Genomic DNA, 19,248 nt, shown 5'->3' on the forward strand with positions numbered 1-19,248 from the left:
GCCATGAAGACCATGCTTCGCCGCCTTGCTTTGGCCGCCCTCGTCACAGTCGGCGCGGGCTCCGCCTATGCGCTTGCCGAAGGTGGCGGCGACCTCGTCGTCTTCGACTGGTCCGGCTACGAGGACCCGCTGCTGCATCCGGCCTATACCGCCAAACACGGCGCCGAGCCGACCTTCTCCTTCTTCGGCGACGAGGATGAGGCCTTCGAGAAGATGCGCGCCGGCTTCAAGGCAGACATCGCGCATCCCTGCTCGCAAAGCGTGGTGAAGTGGCGCGAGGCGGGTTTGCTGCAGCCGCTCGACACCTCGAAGATTGCCGGCTGGAAAGATCTCAATCCCGGCATCATGGCGATGAAGGATCTGGCCACCACCGCCGACGGCAAGGCTTGGTTCATGCCGTTCGACTGGGGCAACACCTCGCTGCTCTACCGCACCGACAAGGTGACGGCGGACGAGGCACAGTCGCTGAAAATCTTCGCCGATCCGAAGTTCAAGGGCCGCGTCACCATCGGCGACAATGTCGACGACGCCTATGCGCTGGCGAGCCTGGTCATCGGCCTGAAGGACTTGACCAGGATGACGGACGAGCAGTTCAGCGAGGCCTCCGCCTTCCTGCGCGACGTGCACAAGAATGTCCGCTTCTACTGGACCGACGACACCGACCTCAATCAGGCCTTCACGGGCAATGAGGTCGACCTGGTCTGGGGTTGGAATGAGACCTATGTGACGCTGAAAGGCCAGGGGATGCCGATCGCCATGAACCGCGACACCAAGGAAGGCATTTCGACCTGGGTGTGCGGCTATGTGCTGCTTAAGGATGCGCCGGGCAAGCTCGACCAGGCCTATGATTTCCTGAGCGCGGTCAACGCGCCGGGCGTTTCGGAGTATATGGTGAAGACCTTCGGCTACGGTCACGGCAACAGCGCGGGCATGGCGGCGATGGACCAGAAGCTGCTCACCGAGCGCGGCTTCGACAATCTCGACAAGTTCCTCGACAAGACGCTGTTCCAGCAGCCGGTGGCGCCGGACCTCAAGCAGCGCATGGTCGCCGAATTCGAGAAGATCAAGGCCGGCTATTGAGCAGCATCATTGAAAGAACGGACGTCGTCATCGTCGGCGCCGGTTTCACCGGCTTATGCGCCGCGCTCGAGCTGAAGCGGGCGGGTATCGATTTCCTTGTCCTTGAAGCACGTGATCGTGCCGGCGGCAGGGTGGAGGCTGTCCGCAACGGGCTCGGCGAGCTGATCGACAGCGGCGGGCAGTTCCTATGCCAGGACATGCCCGAGCTGATGGCGCTGGCCAAGGCGCGGGGCAAGAGCTTCGTCGAGACCTATATCGAAGGCGAGTTCATCACCCATCCGTCGATGTCGGTCGAGGAAGCCGAGCGGACCTATCGGATCGCGATGGCGATCCGCGAGCGCATGAACAGGATCGAGCCGGACGATGCCTCGATCGCCGGACTGACCGTGGCGACATGGCTCGAACGCCAGAAAGACACGGCCGACGCCAAGGCGGCCTTCCGTTCGATGATCGAGGGCCTGTGGTGCCTGGCGCTGGACAAGGTGCCGCTCTGGTACCTGATCGACAATGACCGCCGCATCACCAACGAGGTGTTCGAGCTGCAGTATTTTCTGGGCGACACCATGCAATCGCTAGCCGAGGATCTGGCCGCCGAGCTCGGCGACCGGCTGCGCCTGAACCAGGCGGCGACGCGTGTCGAGCGCGCCTCGCAAGGCGTTCGCATCAGCACCGGCGCGGCCACGATCGAAGCGCGCGAGGTTCTGATCGCGCTGCCGCCGGCGACGGCCGCCAAGCTCGACTTCGCGCCTGCCCTGCCTGCCGAGCTTGCAGGCGCGCTCGGCGTCTGGGAAAGCGGCGCGGTGATCAAGATCCTGGTGCGCTACGCAAAGCCGTTCTGGCGCGAGCGGGGCCTGTGCGGCATGGTGATGTGGCGCGACCAGCCGGGGCTGTTTGCCTGCGACGCCAGCCAGGATGCCGGTCACGCCGCGCTTGTCGTGTTTGTCGGCGGGCCACTCGCGCTGCGCTGGCATCCGCTCGGCGAGGCGGCGCTGCAGGCGGAAATCACCGCCAGGCTTGTCCAGGCGCTCGGCCCGCAGGCCGCCGACATCATCGATTTCAGCGCGCGTGACTGGACGCATGACCGCTGGAGCGGCGGCGCTTATAGCGATCTCATCATCGATGTGACCGCGCGCCATGCCGAGCGCGTGATCCTTGCCGGCGCGCCGCCGGTCTATTTCGCCGCTTCGGAAGTCTCGCCGTCTTTCCCGGGTTATGTCGAGGGCGCGATCGTCGCCGGGCGCATCGCTGCTGCAAAGATTCAGTCGGCCATCGCCACCAAGGCCTCGGGGTCGTAGGCGAGGCGGATCGGGGCGCCGACCGGAATATCGTCGGCGCCGAAATCATTGGTCTCGGTCACCGAGAGCGGTTTTTCGAGTCCCGGTATCTCGACGATCAGATGGGTGATCTCGCCGAAATAGTGGCGCTCCACCACCTTGCCGGCGACCTCGAATTTTGCCGACGCATTGTCCCACAGAACGCGCAGGCGTTCGGGCCGGATGCCGAGCGTCGCCGCGCCGCCATTGCGCATGAAAGCCTTGGGCTTGTCGGTCCTGACGCGGCCGAAGCCCAGCGTGTCGAGCACCAGCGAGGCGCCGTTCTCCTCGACGATCTCGGCCTTGACGAAGTTCATGCCGCCTAGGAAGTCGGCGACCTGGCGGTTGACCGGGCGCTGGTAGATCTCCTTCGGCGAGGCGACCTGCGCGATGCGGCCGCTGAACATCACCGCGATGCGGTCGGACATGGCCAGGGCCTCGTACTGGTCATGGGTGACCAGCACGAAGGTGATGCCGACCGCCTGCTGCAGGCGGCGCAATTCGACCTGCATCTGCTCGCGCAGCTTCTTGTCGAGCGCCGAGAGCGGCTCGTCGAGCAGCAGCACTTTCGGCCGCATGACCAGCGCCCGGGCGAGCGCGACGCGCTGGCGCTGGCCGCCGGAGAGCTCGGTGGCGCGGCGCTTGCCGAGGCCGGTCAGCGACACCTGCGCCAGCGCCTCCTCGACGCGGCGTTCTTCTTCGCCGCCCTGCAGCTTCAGCCGCTTCAGCCCATAGGCGACGTTCTGCTCGACGTTGAGATGCGGGAAGATCGCATAGCTCTGGAAGACCATGTTGGTGGGTCGCCGGTTGGCGGGAATGCCGTCCATCGGCTGGCCGTCGACGGCGATCGAGCCGCTGGTCGGCGTGTCGAAACCGGCGATCATGCGCAACAGCGTGGTCTTGCCGCAGCCCGAGGGCCCGAGCAGCGAAAAGAACTCACCTTCGCGGATCGCCAGCGATGCATTGTCCAGCGCCTTGAACGATCCGTAGCTGCGGGTGACGTCGCGGATGTCGATCATGGTGCGGTCGGATTGGATGCGCTCGGACTGGACCCGCTCAAGCATGGAGGCCTCCCTCGTTCTGGGTGCGTCTCGCCGCGCGGCGGCGCAGGATTTCGGCAATTGTCATCAGGACGAAGGACGCCAACAGCAGCAAGGTGCCGAGCGCCAGCACGCCGGGAAGCTTGGCCGCGAAGCGCAGCTGGCCCCAGATGTAGATCGGCAGCGTCGCCTCGGTGCCGGTGAGGAAGAAGGCGATGATGAATTCGTCGAGCGAGATGGTGAAGCAGACGAGCAGGCTGGAGATGATCGCCGGCGCGACCATGGGCAGCGTCACCCGCCGGAAGGTGCCGAAGGCGCTTTCGCCGAGGTCGGCGGAAGCCTCCTCCAGGCTGCGGTCGAAACCCTCGAAGCCCGAGGTCAGGACGGTCATGGAGTAGGGGATGCAGACCAGAACATGGCCGAGCACCACGGTGAAGAGCGATAGGCTGAGGCCAAGCTGCAGCATGACAAGCAGCATGGAGATGGCGACGATCACCTCGGGCAGCACCAGCGGCGCCATGATCAGGCCGTTGATGGCGCGGCGGCCCGGGTAACGGTAGCGGGTGATCGAGCGGGCGGCGAGGATGCCGAGCACCGTCGACAGGATCGAGGCGGAGACGCCGACGATCAGGCTGTTCCAGGTTGCGTCGATCAGCGCCGGCGTTTTCGGCAGGTCCTCGTACCAGTGCAGCGTGACGCCCGAGAGCGGGAATTTCGGCGTCGCCGCCGTGTTGATCGAGAAGATCGGCAGGAAGATCACCGGCAGATAGAGGAACAGGATGTAGAGCGTGGCGTAGCTCGACAGCCATCCCGGCAGGAGACGTCTTGTCACCGTCATCGCGCCAACCTTTGTAAAGCGCGAATGATCAGGACCGTGGCGCCGGCCATCAGCGAGACGATGACCATGGTGGTGACCGAGAGCGCGGCACCCAGCGGCCAGTTCGACGCCTTGCCGAACTGCGCCTGGATGGCATTGGCGATCATGACGCCATCCTTGCCGCCGACGAGCTTCGGCGTGACATAGTCGCCGACGGTCGGGATCATGACGATCAGCGCCGCCGATATGACCCCGGGCGCCGACAGCGGAAGGGTGACACGCAGGAAGGAGCGCAGCGGCCCGTCGCCGAGATCGGTCGCCGCTTCGACCAGGGTGCGGTCGACCTTCTCCAGCGAAACGAAGATCGGCAGGATGGCGAAGGTCGCCCAGGCATGGGTGAGCGTGATGATAACGGCGGTGGAATTGTAGAGCAGCGCGTCCGACGGCTCGCTGATGATACCAAGGCCCATCAGACCGGAATTCAAGACGCCATTGTAGCCGAGGATCACCTTCCACGACATCACGCGCAGCAGGTAGCTCGTCCAGAACGGGATGGTGATGAGGAACAGCCACAGGCTCTTGTGGCGACCGCCATGGAAGGAAATGAAGTAGGCGATCGGGTAGGCGAGGGCCACCGTCAGCAGGCTGACCGTCAGCGAGATGTAGAGCGAACGCCAGAGCAGGTCGCGGTAGATCGGCTCGGTCAGCGCGATCCGGTAGTTCTCCATGGTGAAGGTGTGGTCGATGGTGAGATAGTTCTGCGTCCAGAAGGAATGGGCGATAACGACCAGGATCGGCAGGACGAGAAGAATAAGGGCGTAGACGAAGGTGGGACTGATCAGGGCAAAGCCCTGGACGGCTTCCGATTGCAGAAGGGGATTTCGTCTGGCCCGGCCATGCGCAGCGGGGGCGACCCTTCCGCGGCAACCGTCATTGCAGCGCTCCGGGCGTGATTTCGGTAGCTGGCTCGGATTGTCCCGCCATGCGGCTTTCCCATTCGCTAGGCCAGGATAACGTTCCGCTGGATCGTTATCCCGGCCTAACTCCTCGTTGAAGCATGATCTTATCCGAAAACCGGTTCCCACTTTTCGGGATCATGCCTTGGCGCCGGCCGCCTGTTCCCGAATTATGCTTGGAGCATGATCGCTCCCTGGCTTGCCGGCTTTCTTTCATCATGAGCGTATCCGCCGATTGAAATCAAGCGCTATTTCTGCGATATTGATTGAACGAACATTCAAAATAGGCGGACAGAAAGCCGGATTTCCGTGGTTTTCCGCGTCGTTTGATGTTCGGTGAGAATTCGGCAGCTCTGGCGATACGAGGCGAAGATGGCGGCTCAAAGCAAGATCAAGGCAATCGAACTGATCGGCCCTGGCGATGACGATGCAGTCGAGCTTGCCAAGCGCCATCTCGTCCAGCCCTGGCCCTATGCCGGTTCGGTCGGTGACGAGGCGCGCACGCTGATCGGCGAGGGCGACGGCATCTACATCACTGACGCCTCCGGCAAGCGGCTGATAGACGGGCCGGCCGGCATGTGGTGCATCAATGTCGGCCATCGCCGCGAGGAATTGGCCAAGGTCATGTACGACCAGGCGATGGCGCTCTCCTACAACACGCCCTGGTACACGATGAACGCGCCCTCGGCGGAGCTGGCGCGCCGCATTGCCGATGCGGCGCCCGGCGATCTCAGCCACACCTTCTTCACCACCGGCGGCTCATCGGCGGTGGAGACGGCGCTGCGCTTCATGCAGTTCTACAACAATGTGCGCGGACGGCCGGAGAAGAAGCTGATCCTCAGTCGCGGCGCCGCCTATCACGGCTCGACCTATCTCTCGGCATCGCTTAACGGTCGCCCGCGCGATCACGACTGGATGGACGGGGCGAGCGATCTGGTGATCAAGCTTTCCTCGCCCGATCCGTTCCGGCGGCCGAAGGGCATGAGCATTGCAGCTTTTACCGACTTCCTGGTCGACCAGTTCCGCGACACGATCGCGCGGGTCGGCGCCGACCGCATCGGCGCCTTTGTCGGCGAGCCGGTGCAGGCTTCGGGCGGGGTCATCGTGCCGCCGGACGGCTATCTGAAGCGCATCCGCGAGATCTGCCGCGACAACGATATCCTCTATGTCTCGGACGAGGTGGTGACCGGTTTCGGACGGCTCGGCCATGTGTTTGCCTCCGGCGACGTATTCGGCATCGATCCGGACATGATCACCTTCGCCAAGGGCATCACATCGGGCTATTTCCCGCTCGGCGGCGTCATCATCTCCGAGCGGCTGCTGGAAGAACTGCGCCGCTCCAACCATCCCGACGCATTGTTCGGTCATGGCCTGACCTACACCAGCCATCCGATCGGCTGCGCGGTTGCCCTGAAGAATCTCGACCTGCTGGAAGAGGGCGTGCTTCAACACACCCGCGAAATCGCGCCCTATTTCCAGGCGCAGTTGAGGACGCTTGAAGAGCTGCCGCTGGTCGGCGAGGTGCGCGGCGTCGGCCTCATGGCTTGCGTCGAATGCGTGGCCGATCGCGAAAGCAAGGATCCGCTGCAACTCGACAAGAATGTCGGCAAACGCATCGACGCGCATTGCCACGAGCTCGGCCTTCTGGTGCGGCCGCTGATCAACATGTGCGTGATGTCGCCGCCGCTGATCATCACCAAAGAGCAGGTCGACGACATGGTGGCGATCCTGCGCGAAGGGATTTCGCGGACGATGGATGATTTGCGGAAGGAAGGCGTCTGGCGGGGGTGAGAGCTAATCTCCCCCCTTGAGGGGGAGATGTCGCCGAAGGCGACAGAGGGGGTCATCTCACGTAAATCGCCGGCGTTGTCTAACGTCCTGAAGTGTTGGCGCTTCACGCGCAGCGACCCCTCTGGCCGCTTCGCGGCCATCTCCCCCTCAAGGGGGGAGACTAGCAGCCTCATCCCCTCGACCGCAGCGCGTCGTTCAGGCCCCACATGTCCTTTTCCTCTGGCGCCGTCTCCAGGTTCAGCACCGGGACCTGCCTGCGCAGATGGTCGTGGTGGGTGCGCACGCCGTACTCCAAATCCGACAAGTAGAAGCCTTCAAAAGCCTCCGACAGCATGGATTCGTTCGACCACACCGAAAGCTGCACGTCCTCGTTCATGGTGTCGCGGTCGATGCGGTAGGCGAGGTAGCGCGCCGCCGCCTGCTCCCTGGTCTCGTCCTTGTAGCGATAGATCGCGCCGCGCAGCAGGGTCTCGCCGGTCGACAGCGGGAACTCCTGATAGAATTGGACGGATTCCGGCATGATCGACAGCGCGTTGTTGGGGAAGATACCGTAATAGATCCAGGCCTTGCGCAGATGCTCCGGCAGATGCGCGGCCTCGGGCGCGAGCTTGATGTATTCGCGCACGCTCCAGCGCCGGCCGGCATGTGGATTGTAGGTGGCGAAGGAGCGCGACACGCCATTGACGAAAGGCTCGTCGAAATAGGTGGCGCCGTAGAGGTCCTGCAGCGCCGGATGCGCCATGGCGACGTGATAGCCTTCATTGTCGACGTCGCGCACCGACTTCCAGTTGACCGGCGATTTCTGGGTCCAGATGCCCCAGGATGGCACCATGTCGGCGACGTTGTAATGCGCCATCTCGGCTTCGATCGGCTTGAGCAGCTCGGCCACCGAGGGCTGCGGGCCGCCCTTGCGGAAGCGGATGAAGATGAACCCCATCCAGATTTCGAGGTCGAGCGGCATCAGGCCGAACTCGGTCTTGTCGAGCTCGGGGAAGGAGCGCGGACGGGCAGCGCCGCGCAGCGTGCCGTCGAGATTGTAGACCCAGCCGTGGAACGGGCAGACCAGCGCGTTCTTGCAGCTGCCCTGGCTGTCGGCGACGACGCGGCTGCCGCGGTGGCGGCACATGTTGTTGAAGGCGCGCACGACGCCGTCCTTGCCGCGCACGATCAGCGCGCGCTCGCCGATGACGTCCATGGTCAGATAGTCGCCCGGTTTCGGCACGTCGGAGACATGGCCGGCGATCTGCCAGTGATTGCGAAAGACATATTCCTTCTCGAGCTCGAGAAGGGCGTTGGAATGGTAGCTCCACCCCGGCAAACCCGCCGGTCCCAATCGTTGGGGATCGCCACGTCACGGAGGTGCGGGTTCATCGGAATGCTCTTCTTTTTGTTGAATACTCATTCAATATAGACATATTTTCCATTGAAATGCAATGGCTTGTAGGAATATGAAAATTCCAAGGCTGTAAGTTCGACCTCGTCCGGGCCGGAAAAATCCCGTAGAATCCGGGCCTTAATCGAGGAAGCGGAACGGCGCTTGCGAGCGCCGGTGCCCGCGTCGGAAAGGGCATGTTTCGATCGATGCCGAGCTGCGGCAGACGACAGCGACGCGCTCGATTCAAGCGTTGCTGTGTGAGGCTGTTTACAGTCGGGCAGGCGCGACAGGCGCATAGCTGCGCCAACCAGCTTCGCTGGTCGGTCGAGAATGGTTGCCGTGGATCCGAAGGCCGCAGCGCTCAGCGTCTGTTTCAATCCTGTTACACAGGCAATCGCCGCCAATCATCCGACTGTTACGTGGTGCGACTAAGTTCGTTTCACAGCAAAAAGAAAGACAACGAAGGGAACAGCCGATGTTTGCGAAAGTTCATGCCGCCGACACCAAGCGCCGCCAGCATGGCCCGGAGCGCAATGACCGCCGGCCGAAACTTGCGCTGCGCCAGCGCGCCAGCGACCATCCGATGGCGATGTTCATGCTGATCGGCGCCTGCGCCTTCGTCGGCATGCTGGCCGCGCCCGCCTCCGGTCCGGCCTTCGCTTCAATCAACCCGCCGGCCAATGTAGTTGAAGGCGCGCAGACCACGCTCAAGACCGCCCGCCTGCCGGAATCTGCAATAGACTTTGCCTGTAAGGGCCAGAACTGGGGTGCGGAGAGCGTCGAGTGCCTGCGCGCCATCGCCGAGCAGTCCGGCCAGCACCGCGAGCGCGCTGTGCGCATGATCGCCAACGCCGCCCCGGTCACCAACACGCCGAACATTTTTTAAGACCTCCCAGAGCGCTCCCTCCTGCGCTCAAGTCAGGCTCCCGCCGCGAAAATCGGTCGGGAGCCTCTTTTTTCCGGATCTGCCGGTATTCAGGTGAAGCCGGCCTGCGAATGGCAGGTTCCCTGCGCTTCCGGTGCTCGTACTTTAAGTACGCTCCGCTCCGGTTCTCGCGAACCACCATTCTCGGCTCGGCTTGACCTGAATCTCGGCCGATCCTGCGGCGGTGCTAGCTCAAGCTCGGCCACGCCTCTTCGGTTGCGATCTTAGCTCAGAAGTGGACGCTGTTGTCGGCGGCTGCTGCGGCTTCGTCGGCGACGGCCGACAGCACGCCACGCACATCGAGCGTCGAGAAGGGCTTTTCCAGAATGTGCGGGCGCTGCGGCGGTGGCAGCGCTTCGATCTCCGCCTTGGCGCCGATGAGGTCGCCGGTCACCAGCACGAAGCGCTTGGCCAGAGCGGGCTGCTGCGAGAGCAGCTCGCGGTAGATCGCGATGCCGCTGATGCCCGGCATGCGCAGGTCGGAAAAGACGATGTCCGGCGGCATATGGCCCGTGAGCACGTCGGCGGCGGACGTCCAGCTTGCCACCACGCGCGACTTGAGCCCCATCAGCTCCAGTATATCCGAAAGCGAGCCTGCGACATCGGGCTCGTCGTCGATGATCAACGCATGGCGCAACCCGCTCGAGCGCGCCGGCCCTTCACCTGCGCTTGCAGCGCCGCCGGCAATCGCCGGCAATTGCACGACGAAGCGCGCGCCGGTCGGTTGCACTTCCTCGAACCAGATGTTGCCGTTGTGGCGCTCGACGATCGACTTCGAGATCGACAGGCCGATGCCGGTGCCAACCCCGACCGGCTTGGTGGTGAAATAGGATTCGAAGATGCGCGCGCGGATCGCCTCGGGAATGCCCGGGCCGTTGTCCTCGACGGAGAAGCCCGGATTGCCGTGCTCGTTGCGGAATGTCCGCACCTTGATGATCCGCTCGCCGGTAATGCCGGCCAGCGCATGCTGGCTGTTGATGAGGAAGTTGGCCGCCACCTGGGTGATATGGTCGGCGTCGGCCATGGCAAGCAGCGGTCCGGTGGCGAAATCGGTGTCGATGATGATGCCGCTGGAGCGGGCACCATAGGCGGTGACCTCGAGCGCCGAGCGCATCACCTGGTTGAGATCGGTCTCGGCCTGCTCGGTCGGGTGCAGCCGCACCATCGACAGGAAGCTCTTGACGATGCGGCCGCAGCGCTCGGCGGCCGCGCGCACCTTCTCGGCGCGCACCTTGGTCTGCGGGTCGCCTGCGAATTCGTGCAGCAGCGTCGACTGCGCCACCACCACCGCCAGCGGGTTGTTGAGCTCGTGCGAGACCCGGCGAGCAGCGAGCCCATCGCCGCCATCTTCTCGTTCTGGTGCAGCTTCTCGCGCTGGCGGTTGATCTCCTCTTCGGCCTGCAGCTTTTCGCGCAGGTCGCGGATCGAGCCGAAGATCAGGCGGCGGTCGGCAACGCGCATCTCCGTCGCCGTCAGCTCGATCGGGAAAATCTCGCCCGCGGCGTTCTGGGTGACGGTCTCCAGGCGCTGGCCGACCATCGGCGCGCCGCGGCCGGCCATGTATTCGGCACCCGAGGCGTAGCCCTTGCGGTAATATATCGGAACGATGGTATCGAGCAGGTCCTTGCCGAGGATGGCGCTGCGCTGGAAGCCGAACATCTTCTCGGCGGCCGGATTGAACTCGATGATCGAGCCCGTCTCGTCGATGACGATGATGGCGTCGAGCGAGGCCTGCAGCATGGTGCGGCGGATCACCTCGCTGGCATGCGCCTCGGATGGCGAGCGCTCGATGGCGTCGCCGATGGCCAGAGCGATGATGTGCAGCGTCGCCTCTTCCTCATCCGTCCATTCACGCTCGGCGACGCAGTCGTTGACGGCCAGCGTGCCCCAGAGGTGGCCATGCGCGAAGACGGAGACGGACAGGAACGACTTGATGCTCTGCTTCTCGAAATCGGCGCGCAGGAAACCGTCCAGGTTGCGCGTGTGGCCGGAGAAGATCTTGCCCTGCCGCTCGTCTTCCTGCAGGCGCTCCAGCAAGGAATCCGAGTTGATGATCGACTGCATGATCACGGTAGGCGAGGCCAGGTCGCCGCCGAAATCCTGGTCGATCCAATAGGCGGCGACCGACTGGGCGAAACCTTCGCCCGGCAATTCACGCAGCCGGAAGAGAATGCCACGCTGGCAATCCATCTTGCGGCACACCGTCTCCAGTATGCCGTCCATCTCGCGCTGCCAGTCGCCCGCCTCGCGCAGGCGGCGCACGACATGGACAGCCGCCATCGCGGCGCCGCCCGGGCGCGAGGCATGCATATCGGTGCGTGCTCCATCAGCAGTCATGGTCATTCCAGCCCGGAACGTCGGTCGTTCAGAGCATCCTCCGTTCCTGCGGAAACGGCGAACCACTCTATCGCTTTGTTTTGACGCAATTCCGGACGGAAGGCTACGGCGAAACCGCCGAGCCACCACTCTCACTTTCCCGGAACCGATCTAGTTGGCGTCGCCGCTCGGCAGCGAGAAGATATAGCCTTCGCCGCGCACCGTGCGCAGGAATTTCGGATTGGCGGGGTCGGCCTCGATCTTCTTTCGCAACCGCATGATGCGGATGTCGACCGCGCGCGAGGATTCCGGGTCCTCGACGAAGCCGATGGCTTCCGAAATCGCCGCGCGCGTCAGGAGGCGGTTGGCGCGGGTGAGGAAAACCTCGAGCACGTCGAATTCGCTCTTGGCCATCTCGATCACCGCGCCATTGGCGGCGGTGACCAGGCGACCGTCGAAATCGGCCTGAAAGCCGCCGAAATTCATGAAACGCCGATTGCTGGTCTCGGCCTTTGCGGCTTGCGGCTCGGCCGGCTGCGGCACGCGGCGCAAAACGCTGCGCACCCGCGCCAGCACCTCGCGCAATTCGTACGGCTTGACGATGTAATCGTCGGCGCCGAGCTCCAGCCCGACGATGCGGTCGAGCGCGGTGCCGGCGGCGGTGGCATAGATGATGCCGATCGGCGTCTTAGAGCGCAGCCAGCGGCCGAGCGACAGCCCGTCCTCGCCGGGCATCGCGATGTCGAGGATGGCGAGGTGAAAGGGATGCGTTTCGAACAGCGCGCGCGCCGCCACGGCATTCTCGGCCGTCACGACGTCATAGCCGCTGGCGCCGAGATACTCGGCCACGGCCTCCCTCAGATCCGGTTCGTCCTCGACGACGATGATGCGTGCCTTCACGACGCGCTCGCTCCCGCTTTCAGCGGAAAGTAGATTGGGTATAAACATGATGTCCAGCACTCATCTCGAGTTGTCCGTGGCGGGGTGGAGAAAATGGCCGCACGATCCGTCATTGCGCTTGTGTCCGTCGCCGAGGTGGTGGCGGGCGATCTCGCCGACCATCTCGAGCGGCGCGGGCACGACGTGCGCCAGGCCCGCCAGCCCTGGGAGGCGGAGACGCTGCTTTCGGCCGGCGGCATCGATGTCGTGGTGGTCGGCGACGAGGTCACCCAGGCCGAGAGCCGCGAACTGCTCAAGCGTTACAGCAGCCAGGGCGCGGGCGGCGAGGGCGGCCCCGATTTCATCCTGATCTGCCGGCCCCGCGACCTCGTCGACAAGGTGCTGGCGCTCGAGCTCGGCGCCGCCGATGTGGTCGAAAGCCCGCTCAACGTGCGCGAGCTTGCCGCGCGCATCGGCGGCCTGCTGATGAGACGCGGCAGGGCCGCCGGGGAACTGATCGTGCTGGAGAACGCCACCGTCGACCTGCGATCGGCCATGGTGATGCATCGCTCGGGTGCGGAGGATCAGCTTTCCCCGGGGCAGGTGGCGTTGCTGAAGCTGTTCCTGGCGAGCCCGCGCAAGGTGCTGACCCGCGACGACATCATTGCCGCGGCCCCGGCCGAGAATGCTGACGCTTTCGACCGTTCGATCGATTCGCGCATCGTGCGGCTGCGCCGAAAGCTCGACACCGAGACGATCATCACCATCCGCGGCGCCGGCTATCGTTTCGATCCACCAGCCTCGCGCAACGAGTGAATTCGGGTCGACGAGCCTATCAAGCATCGGATTCCCCAAAGCGGTGGTCATCTTGGGTCCGGCGCCTGGCGCTCAGCGCACCACAATGATCGAGGGGCCGGATAAAACGTCGGTGCCGGCGGTTGTCTCGGCGTGGGCGCGCTCCTTGAGCAGCACCGTCGCCAGCGCGGCAAAGCCGAGCAAGCCTTGCGCGTAAAGCAGCGCGGAAAGCACGGAGGCGGCAAACTTCGTCTTCATGTCCCTATCCCTCAATCTCGATGTCGTCGGTGCTTCAGGAAACTCCCGAAGCGCCCGCGCCGCTGACGGAGCCCCCCGCTGCGGCGCGGGCCTTCGGTCCTCTCGGCAGCAAGTAGCCGGAGGGGCCGCGCGTCCTCAGCAGCCGAAGGCCGACCCGCCAGAGGGCCTTCAGCCGGTGGACGCGCAGGCTGGAAACAATCCAGACCGTGGCGATGAACAGAGCCATGTGCAGTGTCGAAACCTCGCCGGACGTCATCGCCGCCAGCGCCGTCACCGGGCTGCCGGCCACCGAGCCAGCGCCGCCGAGCGCGATTGCCGCGACACTGATCCTGAGAAGCCAGGAGCGCAGTTTCGATTTCCTGCCCATTTTCGTTTGCAGTTGTCTGTTCCCGTTGCGTCAAATCTGCCTTCGGCCTGTATCCAGATCATGCCGCCGTGGCTGCGCTTTGTTGCAGTTTGGTTTCGAACCGGGCGTAAGTGCTTAATATAGAAAATGAAATGAGCTTTCGTTTCCGGGGGCTAAGCTCATCGTGCAGCGCCGACCTGCCGCGCCCCGGAAGAAGTCCGATGCAATGGTTGGCCGGACCCTTTGTTAACTTATAGAAACGAATTCGAAACAGAAACGAGCACCAAGCGAAATCTCTCGGAAACGGACGAGAACGATAAGGGCCCATCGAAATTGAAGCCGGACACAACGGCAAAAAACAGAGGGATCGTCATGCATACCGCCATTTCCGCCAAGCTCATCCATGTCGCCGCCGCCGCGTTCACGGGTGCCGCGCTGCTCTTCGGCGCCGGCAATGCCGCTCACGCCAACCAGATCGTCGCCAAGGTCTCGCTGTCGCAGCAGATCATGGAAGTCACCGTCGACGGTCGCCCGACCTACACCTGGAAGGTCTCGACCGGCGCGAGGGGGCACATCACGCCGACCGGTTCGTTCAAGCCGACGCGTATGCATGAGATGTGGTACTCGAAGAAATACGACAACGCGCCGATGCCGCATTCGGTGTTCTTCAGCGGCGGCTATGCCGTCCACGCCACCTACGCCATCAGCCGTCTCGGCCGTCCCGCTTCGCATGGTTGCGTGCGGCTGCATCCCGACGCGGCAGCCGACTTCTATCAGCTCGTCGAGGCCTTCGGCCCCGCCAACACCAGCATCGTCATCGTCAAGTAAAAGGCTGGGTTAGGGTAGCAGGCCGGTTGCCGCCTTCGGCGTAGTTTGTGAGACGCAATTCCGGACGGAAAACCGTTACACACTTTTCCTGGAATTGCTCAGCTGAAGCCGTGAGGCAACCGCAAAAAAAAGAGGCCGGAATTTCCGGCCTCTTTTGTCTTTAGCTGTCGTGCCGATCAGCTCGGCAGCGCCGGCATCAGCTTCGGATCGGGCTTCTCGGCGAGATGCGGCAGGTCCTTGCTGGCAATGAAGGTGTAGAACATAGGCACGACGAAGAGCGTGAACATCGTGCCGACCAGGATGCCGGTGAAGATGACCAGGCCCATCGAATAGCGGGCGGCCGCGCCCGCGCCGCTGGAGATGATCAGCGGCACGACGCCCAGCGCCATCGCCGCCGTCGTCATCAGGATCGGCCGCAGGCGCACCTTGGCCGATGCGATGATGGCGTCGCGGCGGCGCATGCCGTGCACCTCGCGCTGCTGGTTGGCGAACTCCACCAGCAGAATGCCGTGCTTGGTGATCAGGCCGATCAGCGTGATCAGGCCGACCTGGGTGTAGATGTTGAGCGTCCCGAGCCCGATGTTGAGCGGCACGATGGCGCCGAAGATTGACAGCGGCACGGCCATCATGATGATCAGCGGGTCGCGGAAGCTCTCGAACTGGGCCGCCAGCACCAGATAGATCACGACCACCGCCGCGGCGAAGGCGATCAGGATGGTGTTGCCCTGCTCCTTCTCCTGCCGCGACTGGCCGGAATAGTCGATGAAGAAGGTGTCGGGCAGGGTCTCATTGGCGATATCCTCCAGCACCTTCAAGCCGTCGCCGGTGGTCACGCCGGGCAAAGGCAAGGCCGAAATCGTCGAGGAGTTCAGCTGGTTGAACTGCTCGATGGCCGCCGGCGAGGCGTTGGTCGAGATCTTCACCACCGCCGACAGCGGCACCATCTTGCCGTCGACGCTGCGAATGAAATACTCGCCAAGCTTCTCGGGGTTGTCGCGGAATTCCTGCGGCACCTGCGGGATGATGTCGTAGCTGTTGGAATCCCGATCGAACTGCGCCACCTCGGCGCCGCCGACCAGCAGCGTCAACGTATTGCCGATATCCGCGATCGGCAGGTTCAACGCCGCCGCGCGTTCGCGGTCGATGGTGACTGTCACCTGCGGCGCGTCGTAGGCCATCGAGTTCTGCACGACGATGAAGCGGCCCGAGGCTTGCGCCTTGTTCTTGATTTTCTCGGCCTGATCGAAGACCTCCGAAGGGTCGCCAGTGGAGCGCACGACCATGGAAATCGGCAGGCCGCCGCCGGAACCCGGCAGCGTCGGCGGCGCGAAGACGAAGGCCTGAACGCCGGCGACCTTGGCGAGCCGTGCCGTGATGTCGGCCTGCAGTTCCTTCGAATTGCGCTTGCGGTCGGCCCAATCCTTGAAGGCGAAGCCGACGAAGGCGCTGTTGGTGGCGCCGCCGAAGGCAACGGCCGAGAACTGCGCCCTGGTCTCGGGGATGTCCCTCACCAGGCCGAGCATCTGGTTGACATAGGTCTCGGTGTAATCCGATGTCGCATAGCGCGGCGCGGTCACCAGAGAGAGCAGGAAGCCCTGATCTTCTTCGGGCGCCAGTTCGGTCGAGGTCTTGGTGAACATGAAGCCGGTGAGGGCGACAAGCGCCACGACGATGATCAGCGTCACCGGCCGGTTGCGGAGCGAGGCGGTGACGGCCCGTTCATAAACGCGCTCGACGCGGCTGAACGTACCATCGACGATGCGCTGGAAGCGCCCGTGCTGGCCCGCCTTCAGCAAACGCGCCGACATCATCGGCGTGATCGTCATGGCGATCAGGCCCGACAGCACCACGGAGCCGGCCAGCGTCACCGCGAATTCGCGGAACAGCGCGCCGGTCAGGCCTCCGGTGAAGGCAAGCGGGGCGAACACGGCGGCCAGCGTGATGGTCATCGCCACGATGGCCGTCGCGATCTCGCGCATGCCGTTGAAGGCCGCCTGCATCGGCGACATGTGGTCCTCTTCCATGTGGCGGTGGATGTTTTCCACCACCACGATGGCGTCGTCGACGACGAGGCCGATCGCCAGCACCATGGCAAGCAGCGACAGAAGGTTGATCGAGTAGCCGACCGCAAACAGGATGAAGCAGACGCCGATCAGCGACAGCGGGATGGTCACGATCGGCATCATCACCGAGCGGAAGGAGCCGAGGAACAGAAGGATGACCACGATGACGATGGCGACGGCCTCGCCGATGGTCTTGAATACTTCCTCGATCGAGGCGCTGATCTGGCCGGTGGCGTCGTAGACGACCTCGATTGTCATTCCTTTCGGCAGCGTTTCCTGAATCACCGGCACGAGCTTGGTGACCGCGGCCGCGGTCGTCAGCGGGTTGGCGGCCGGCGTCGGGAAGATGGCGAGGAAGGTTCCCGGCTTGCCGTTGAAGCTCACCCTGGTGTCGGTGCTGGCCGCGCCGAGCTCGACACGCGCGACATCGCGCAGGCGCACAACCTCGCCGTTCGTCGAGCGGATCGGGAGCTGGGCGAAGGCCTCCGGCGTCTGCAGGGTCGAATGCACGGTGATCGAGGAGACCACATACTCGTTCTGGGTGTTGCCGGGCGCCGACAGGAAATTCGAGTTGTTGATGGCGGTCAGCACGTCAACCGCCGTGGCGCCGCGCGCGGCGAGCCGGATCGGGTCGATCCAGATGCGCATGGAATATTCCTGGGCGCCGAAGATCTGGACGTCGGCGACGCCTTCCACGGTCGAGATGCGGGGCCGAATGACGCGCTCGATATACTCGGTGAGCTGCTCCTTCGTCATGTTCGGGTTCTGCATCGAGATGTACATCATCGCGAACTGCTGCCCGGTGCCCTTGACGATGACCGGATCCTTGGAGGCGTCCGGCAGGGTGCCGCGCACGCCCTGGACCTTGGACAGCACCTCGGCGAGCGCGACGTCCGGATTGGAGCCGAGCTTCATCTGCACCGTGACCGTGCTCGAGGACGGACGGCTGGACGAGGTGACGTAGTCGATGTTTTCGGTCGAGGCGACGGCGCGCGCGATCGGCGCCGAGATGAAGCCCTGGATGAGGTCGGCGCTGGCGCCCGGATAGGCCGTGGTGATCGTGATCGCCGTCTCGTCAACCTTGGGATACTGGCGGATCGACAGGCCGAAGATGCCCTGGAAGCCCAGCAGCAGGATCATGCAGGCCAGCACCGTCGACAAGACGGGCCGGCGAATGAAGAGGTCGGAAAAGCTCATTGCTGAACCTCTTTGTTCGCCGATTTGCTGGGGTCGATGGTGTTGTCGACGGCAACCGACATGCCGTTGAAGAGGCGGTTCTGGCCGGCGGTGACGACCTGGTCGCCGTCCTTGAGGCCCTCGACGATCTCGACCATGCCGTTGTTGCGGCGGCCGAGCTTGACGAAGATCTGCGAGATGGTGAACGCCTGCTGCTGCGCGGCATCGGCCGGCTTGGCGTCAGCCGGCTTCGTGGCGTTGTCGGCGGGTTTGGACGCGTCCGCCTGCGGCTTGGCGGCATCGGCGGCGGCTTTCTGCTCGTCCGGCTTTGCCGGCGCGGCAGCGGCGCCCTCCGCCGGCTTTGCCGGCACGACCACGAAGACATAATCGCCGTAGAGGCTCGTCGTCACCGCGGTTTGCGGCACTGAGATGACATTGTTTTCCTGCGGCAGCTCGACACGGATCTGGACGAACTGGCCAGGCGTCAGCTTGCCTTCCGGGTTGGCGACCTCGCCGCGGATCGAAACCAGCCGGCTTGCCGGATCGATCTTGGGATCGATGCCGCGGATGGAGCCGGCAAAGGACATGTCCGCAAGGCTGCTGCCGAGCTTGACGGTCTGGCCGATCTTGAGTAGCGGCAGCTGCTGTTCGGGAACCGTGAAGTCGACCCGCATCGTGTCCAGATCCTGGATCGTCACCACCGAATTGCCGGGGGCCAAATATTGGCCGATATCGATCTTCGGGATGCCGACCGTGCCGCCGAAGGGCGCGGACAATTGCTTCTGGTCGAGCACGGCCTGCAGCTTGTTCACCTGCGCGGCCGAGGCATCCGCGGCGGCGCGCGCGGCGTCGAGCGTCGCGTCCGTGCCTACGCCGCGCCGCTGCAGTTCGATCGCGCGGGTCAACGCCGCCTGGTCGGAGGCGGCCTGCGCCTTCTGCGCCACCAGATCGGCCTTCTCGACCGCGTCGTCCAGCTGCAGGAGCACCGCGTCGGTGGCGACCTTCTGGTTGGCGTGGAAGAGGATGTTCTTGACGATGCCGCTCGTTTCGACGGTAAGGTCGACGCCGCGCACGGCGTTGACGGTGCCGATGGCCTCGACGCCCGGCGTCCATTCCGAAGGCTTGACGACCACTGTCGAGACCGTGGCGGCCGGCGGCTTCATGGTGGCGAAATACTGCTTGATGCCGGCATCGCGCATGAAGTTGAAACCAACGATGCCGACGCAGACGAGAGCGAGCAGAATCAGGAACACAGCGATGATGAAAAAGCGCTTCACGGACAGTCCCCTC

At 64.0% G+C, this 19,248-nt stretch carries 14 protein-coding genes and 3 pseudogenes; 6 read left to right on the forward strand and 11 right to left on the reverse strand.

Going from position 1 to position 19,248, the window contains the following annotated elements:
- Nucleotides 1–3 precede the first annotated feature (3 nt).
- Entirely contained in the window at nt 4–1,080 is a 1,077-nt protein-coding gene (locus tag EJ069_RS29535) for an extracellular solute-binding protein (RefSeq protein WP_126064907.1), read from the forward strand.
- A complete protein-coding gene (locus tag EJ069_RS29540) occupies nt 1,077–2,375 on the forward strand; it encodes a flavin monoamine oxidase family protein (RefSeq protein WP_126064130.1) in 1,299 nt (432 codons plus the stop codon). Before EJ069_RS29535 ends, EJ069_RS29540 begins: the two co-directional genes overlap by 4 nt.
- Here EJ069_RS29540 and EJ069_RS29545 read toward each other — a convergent pair.
- The 3 genes and pseudogenes from EJ069_RS29545 to EJ069_RS29555 form a co-directional block, all read right to left on the reverse strand.
- Nucleotides 2,339–3,412 (reverse strand): ABC transporter ATP-binding protein, encoded by a 1,074-nt coding sequence (locus EJ069_RS29545; protein WP_126064908.1) that lies wholly within the window; start codon nt 3,410–3,412, stop codon nt 2,339–2,341. The genes EJ069_RS29540 and EJ069_RS29545 overlap by 37 nt on opposite strands.
- 37 nt (nt 3,413–3,449) lie before the next feature.
- On the reverse strand, nt 3,450–4,271 hold the full coding sequence (locus tag EJ069_RS29550) for an ABC transporter permease (RefSeq protein ID WP_126064131.1): 822 nt from the start codon (nt 4,269–4,271) through the stop codon (nt 3,450–3,452).
- Nucleotides 4,268–5,184 (reverse strand): annotated as a pseudogene (locus EJ069_RS29555) (ABC transporter permease). Before EJ069_RS29555 ends, EJ069_RS29550 begins: the two are co-directional and overlap by 4 nt.
- A 394-nt stretch (nt 5,185–5,578) precedes the next feature.
- Between EJ069_RS29555 and EJ069_RS29560 the strand changes: the two are divergent.
- On the forward strand, nt 5,579–6,997 hold the full coding sequence (locus EJ069_RS29560) for an aminotransferase (RefSeq protein ID WP_126064132.1): 1,419 nt from the start codon (nt 5,579–5,581) through the stop codon (nt 6,995–6,997).
- A gap of 169 nt (nt 6,998–7,166) precedes the next feature.
- Here EJ069_RS29560 and EJ069_RS29565 read toward each other — a convergent pair.
- Both EJ069_RS29565 and EJ069_RS29570 read right to left on the reverse strand, forming a co-directional pair.
- Nucleotides 7,167–8,368 (reverse strand): annotated as a pseudogene (locus EJ069_RS29565) (aromatic ring-hydroxylating dioxygenase subunit alpha).
- A gap of 27 nt (nt 8,369–8,395) precedes the next feature.
- Nucleotides 8,396–8,776 (reverse strand): hypothetical protein, encoded by a 381-nt coding sequence (locus EJ069_RS29570; protein WP_126064134.1) that lies wholly within the window; start codon nt 8,774–8,776, stop codon nt 8,396–8,398.
- Nucleotides 8,777–8,847: 71 nt separating this feature from the next.
- Here EJ069_RS29570 and EJ069_RS29575 point away from each other — a divergent pair, with 71 nt between their 5' ends.
- Nucleotides 8,848–9,258 carry a hypothetical protein gene (locus EJ069_RS29575; RefSeq protein ID WP_126064135.1) on the forward strand — a complete coding sequence of 137 codons (411 nt, stop codon included), beginning with the start codon at nt 8,848–8,850 and terminating at the stop codon, nt 9,256–9,258.
- A 268-nt stretch (nt 9,259–9,526) separates the two neighbouring features.
- Here EJ069_RS29575 and EJ069_RS29580 read toward each other — a convergent pair.
- Nucleotides 9,527–11,577: pseudogene (locus tag EJ069_RS29580) on the reverse strand (ATP-binding protein).
- A 207-nt stretch (nt 11,578–11,784) separates the two neighbouring features.
- A complete protein-coding gene (locus tag EJ069_RS29585; RefSeq protein WP_245456357.1) occupies nt 11,785–12,513 on the reverse strand; it encodes a response regulator transcription factor in 729 nt (242 codons plus the stop codon).
- A 93-nt stretch (nt 12,514–12,606) separates the two neighbouring features.
- On the opposite strand from EJ069_RS29585, the gene EJ069_RS29590 reads away from it, so the two are divergent.
- Nucleotides 12,607–13,308: a response regulator transcription factor gene (locus tag EJ069_RS29590; protein ID WP_126064136.1), complete on the forward strand. Its 702-nt coding sequence runs from the start codon at nt 12,607–12,609 to the stop codon at nt 13,306–13,308.
- Nucleotides 13,309–13,380: 72 nt separating this feature from the next.
- On the opposite strand, the gene EJ069_RS29595 is transcribed toward EJ069_RS29590, so the two are convergent.
- Both EJ069_RS29595 and EJ069_RS29600 read right to left on the reverse strand, forming a co-directional pair.
- Nucleotides 13,381–13,545 (reverse strand): hypothetical protein, encoded by a 165-nt coding sequence (locus EJ069_RS29595; protein ID WP_126064137.1) that lies wholly within the window; start codon nt 13,543–13,545, stop codon nt 13,381–13,383.
- 34 nt (nt 13,546–13,579) lie between these two features.
- Complete coding sequence (locus tag EJ069_RS29600) at nt 13,580–13,912, reverse strand: hypothetical protein (RefSeq protein WP_126064138.1); 333 nt, start codon at nt 13,910–13,912, stop codon at nt 13,580–13,582.
- A gap of 351 nt (nt 13,913–14,263) precedes the next feature.
- On the opposite strand from EJ069_RS29600, the gene EJ069_RS29605 reads away from it, so the two are divergent.
- A complete protein-coding gene (locus tag EJ069_RS29605) occupies nt 14,264–14,719 on the forward strand; it encodes a L,D-transpeptidase (protein ID WP_126064139.1) in 456 nt (151 codons plus the stop codon).
- A gap of 176 nt (nt 14,720–14,895) precedes the next feature.
- Here EJ069_RS29605 and EJ069_RS29610 read toward each other — a convergent pair whose 3' ends face one another.
- Complete coding sequence (locus tag EJ069_RS29610; protein ID WP_126064140.1) at nt 14,896–17,979, reverse strand: efflux RND transporter permease subunit; 3,084 nt, start codon at nt 17,977–17,979, stop codon at nt 14,896–14,898.
- Nucleotides 17,976–19,235, reverse strand: a complete 1,260-nt coding sequence (locus EJ069_RS29615) for an efflux RND transporter periplasmic adaptor subunit (protein ID WP_245456358.1) — start codon at nt 19,233–19,235, stop codon at nt 17,976–17,978. Before EJ069_RS29615 ends, EJ069_RS29610 begins: the two co-directional genes overlap by 4 nt.
- Nucleotides 19,236–19,248 lie beyond the last annotated feature (13 nt).

Origin of the sequence: Mesorhizobium sp. M2A.F.Ca.ET.043.05.1.1 (genome assembly GCF_003952445.1) — a bacterium.
Lineage (GTDB): Bacteria > Pseudomonadota > Alphaproteobacteria > Rhizobiales > Rhizobiaceae > Mesorhizobium.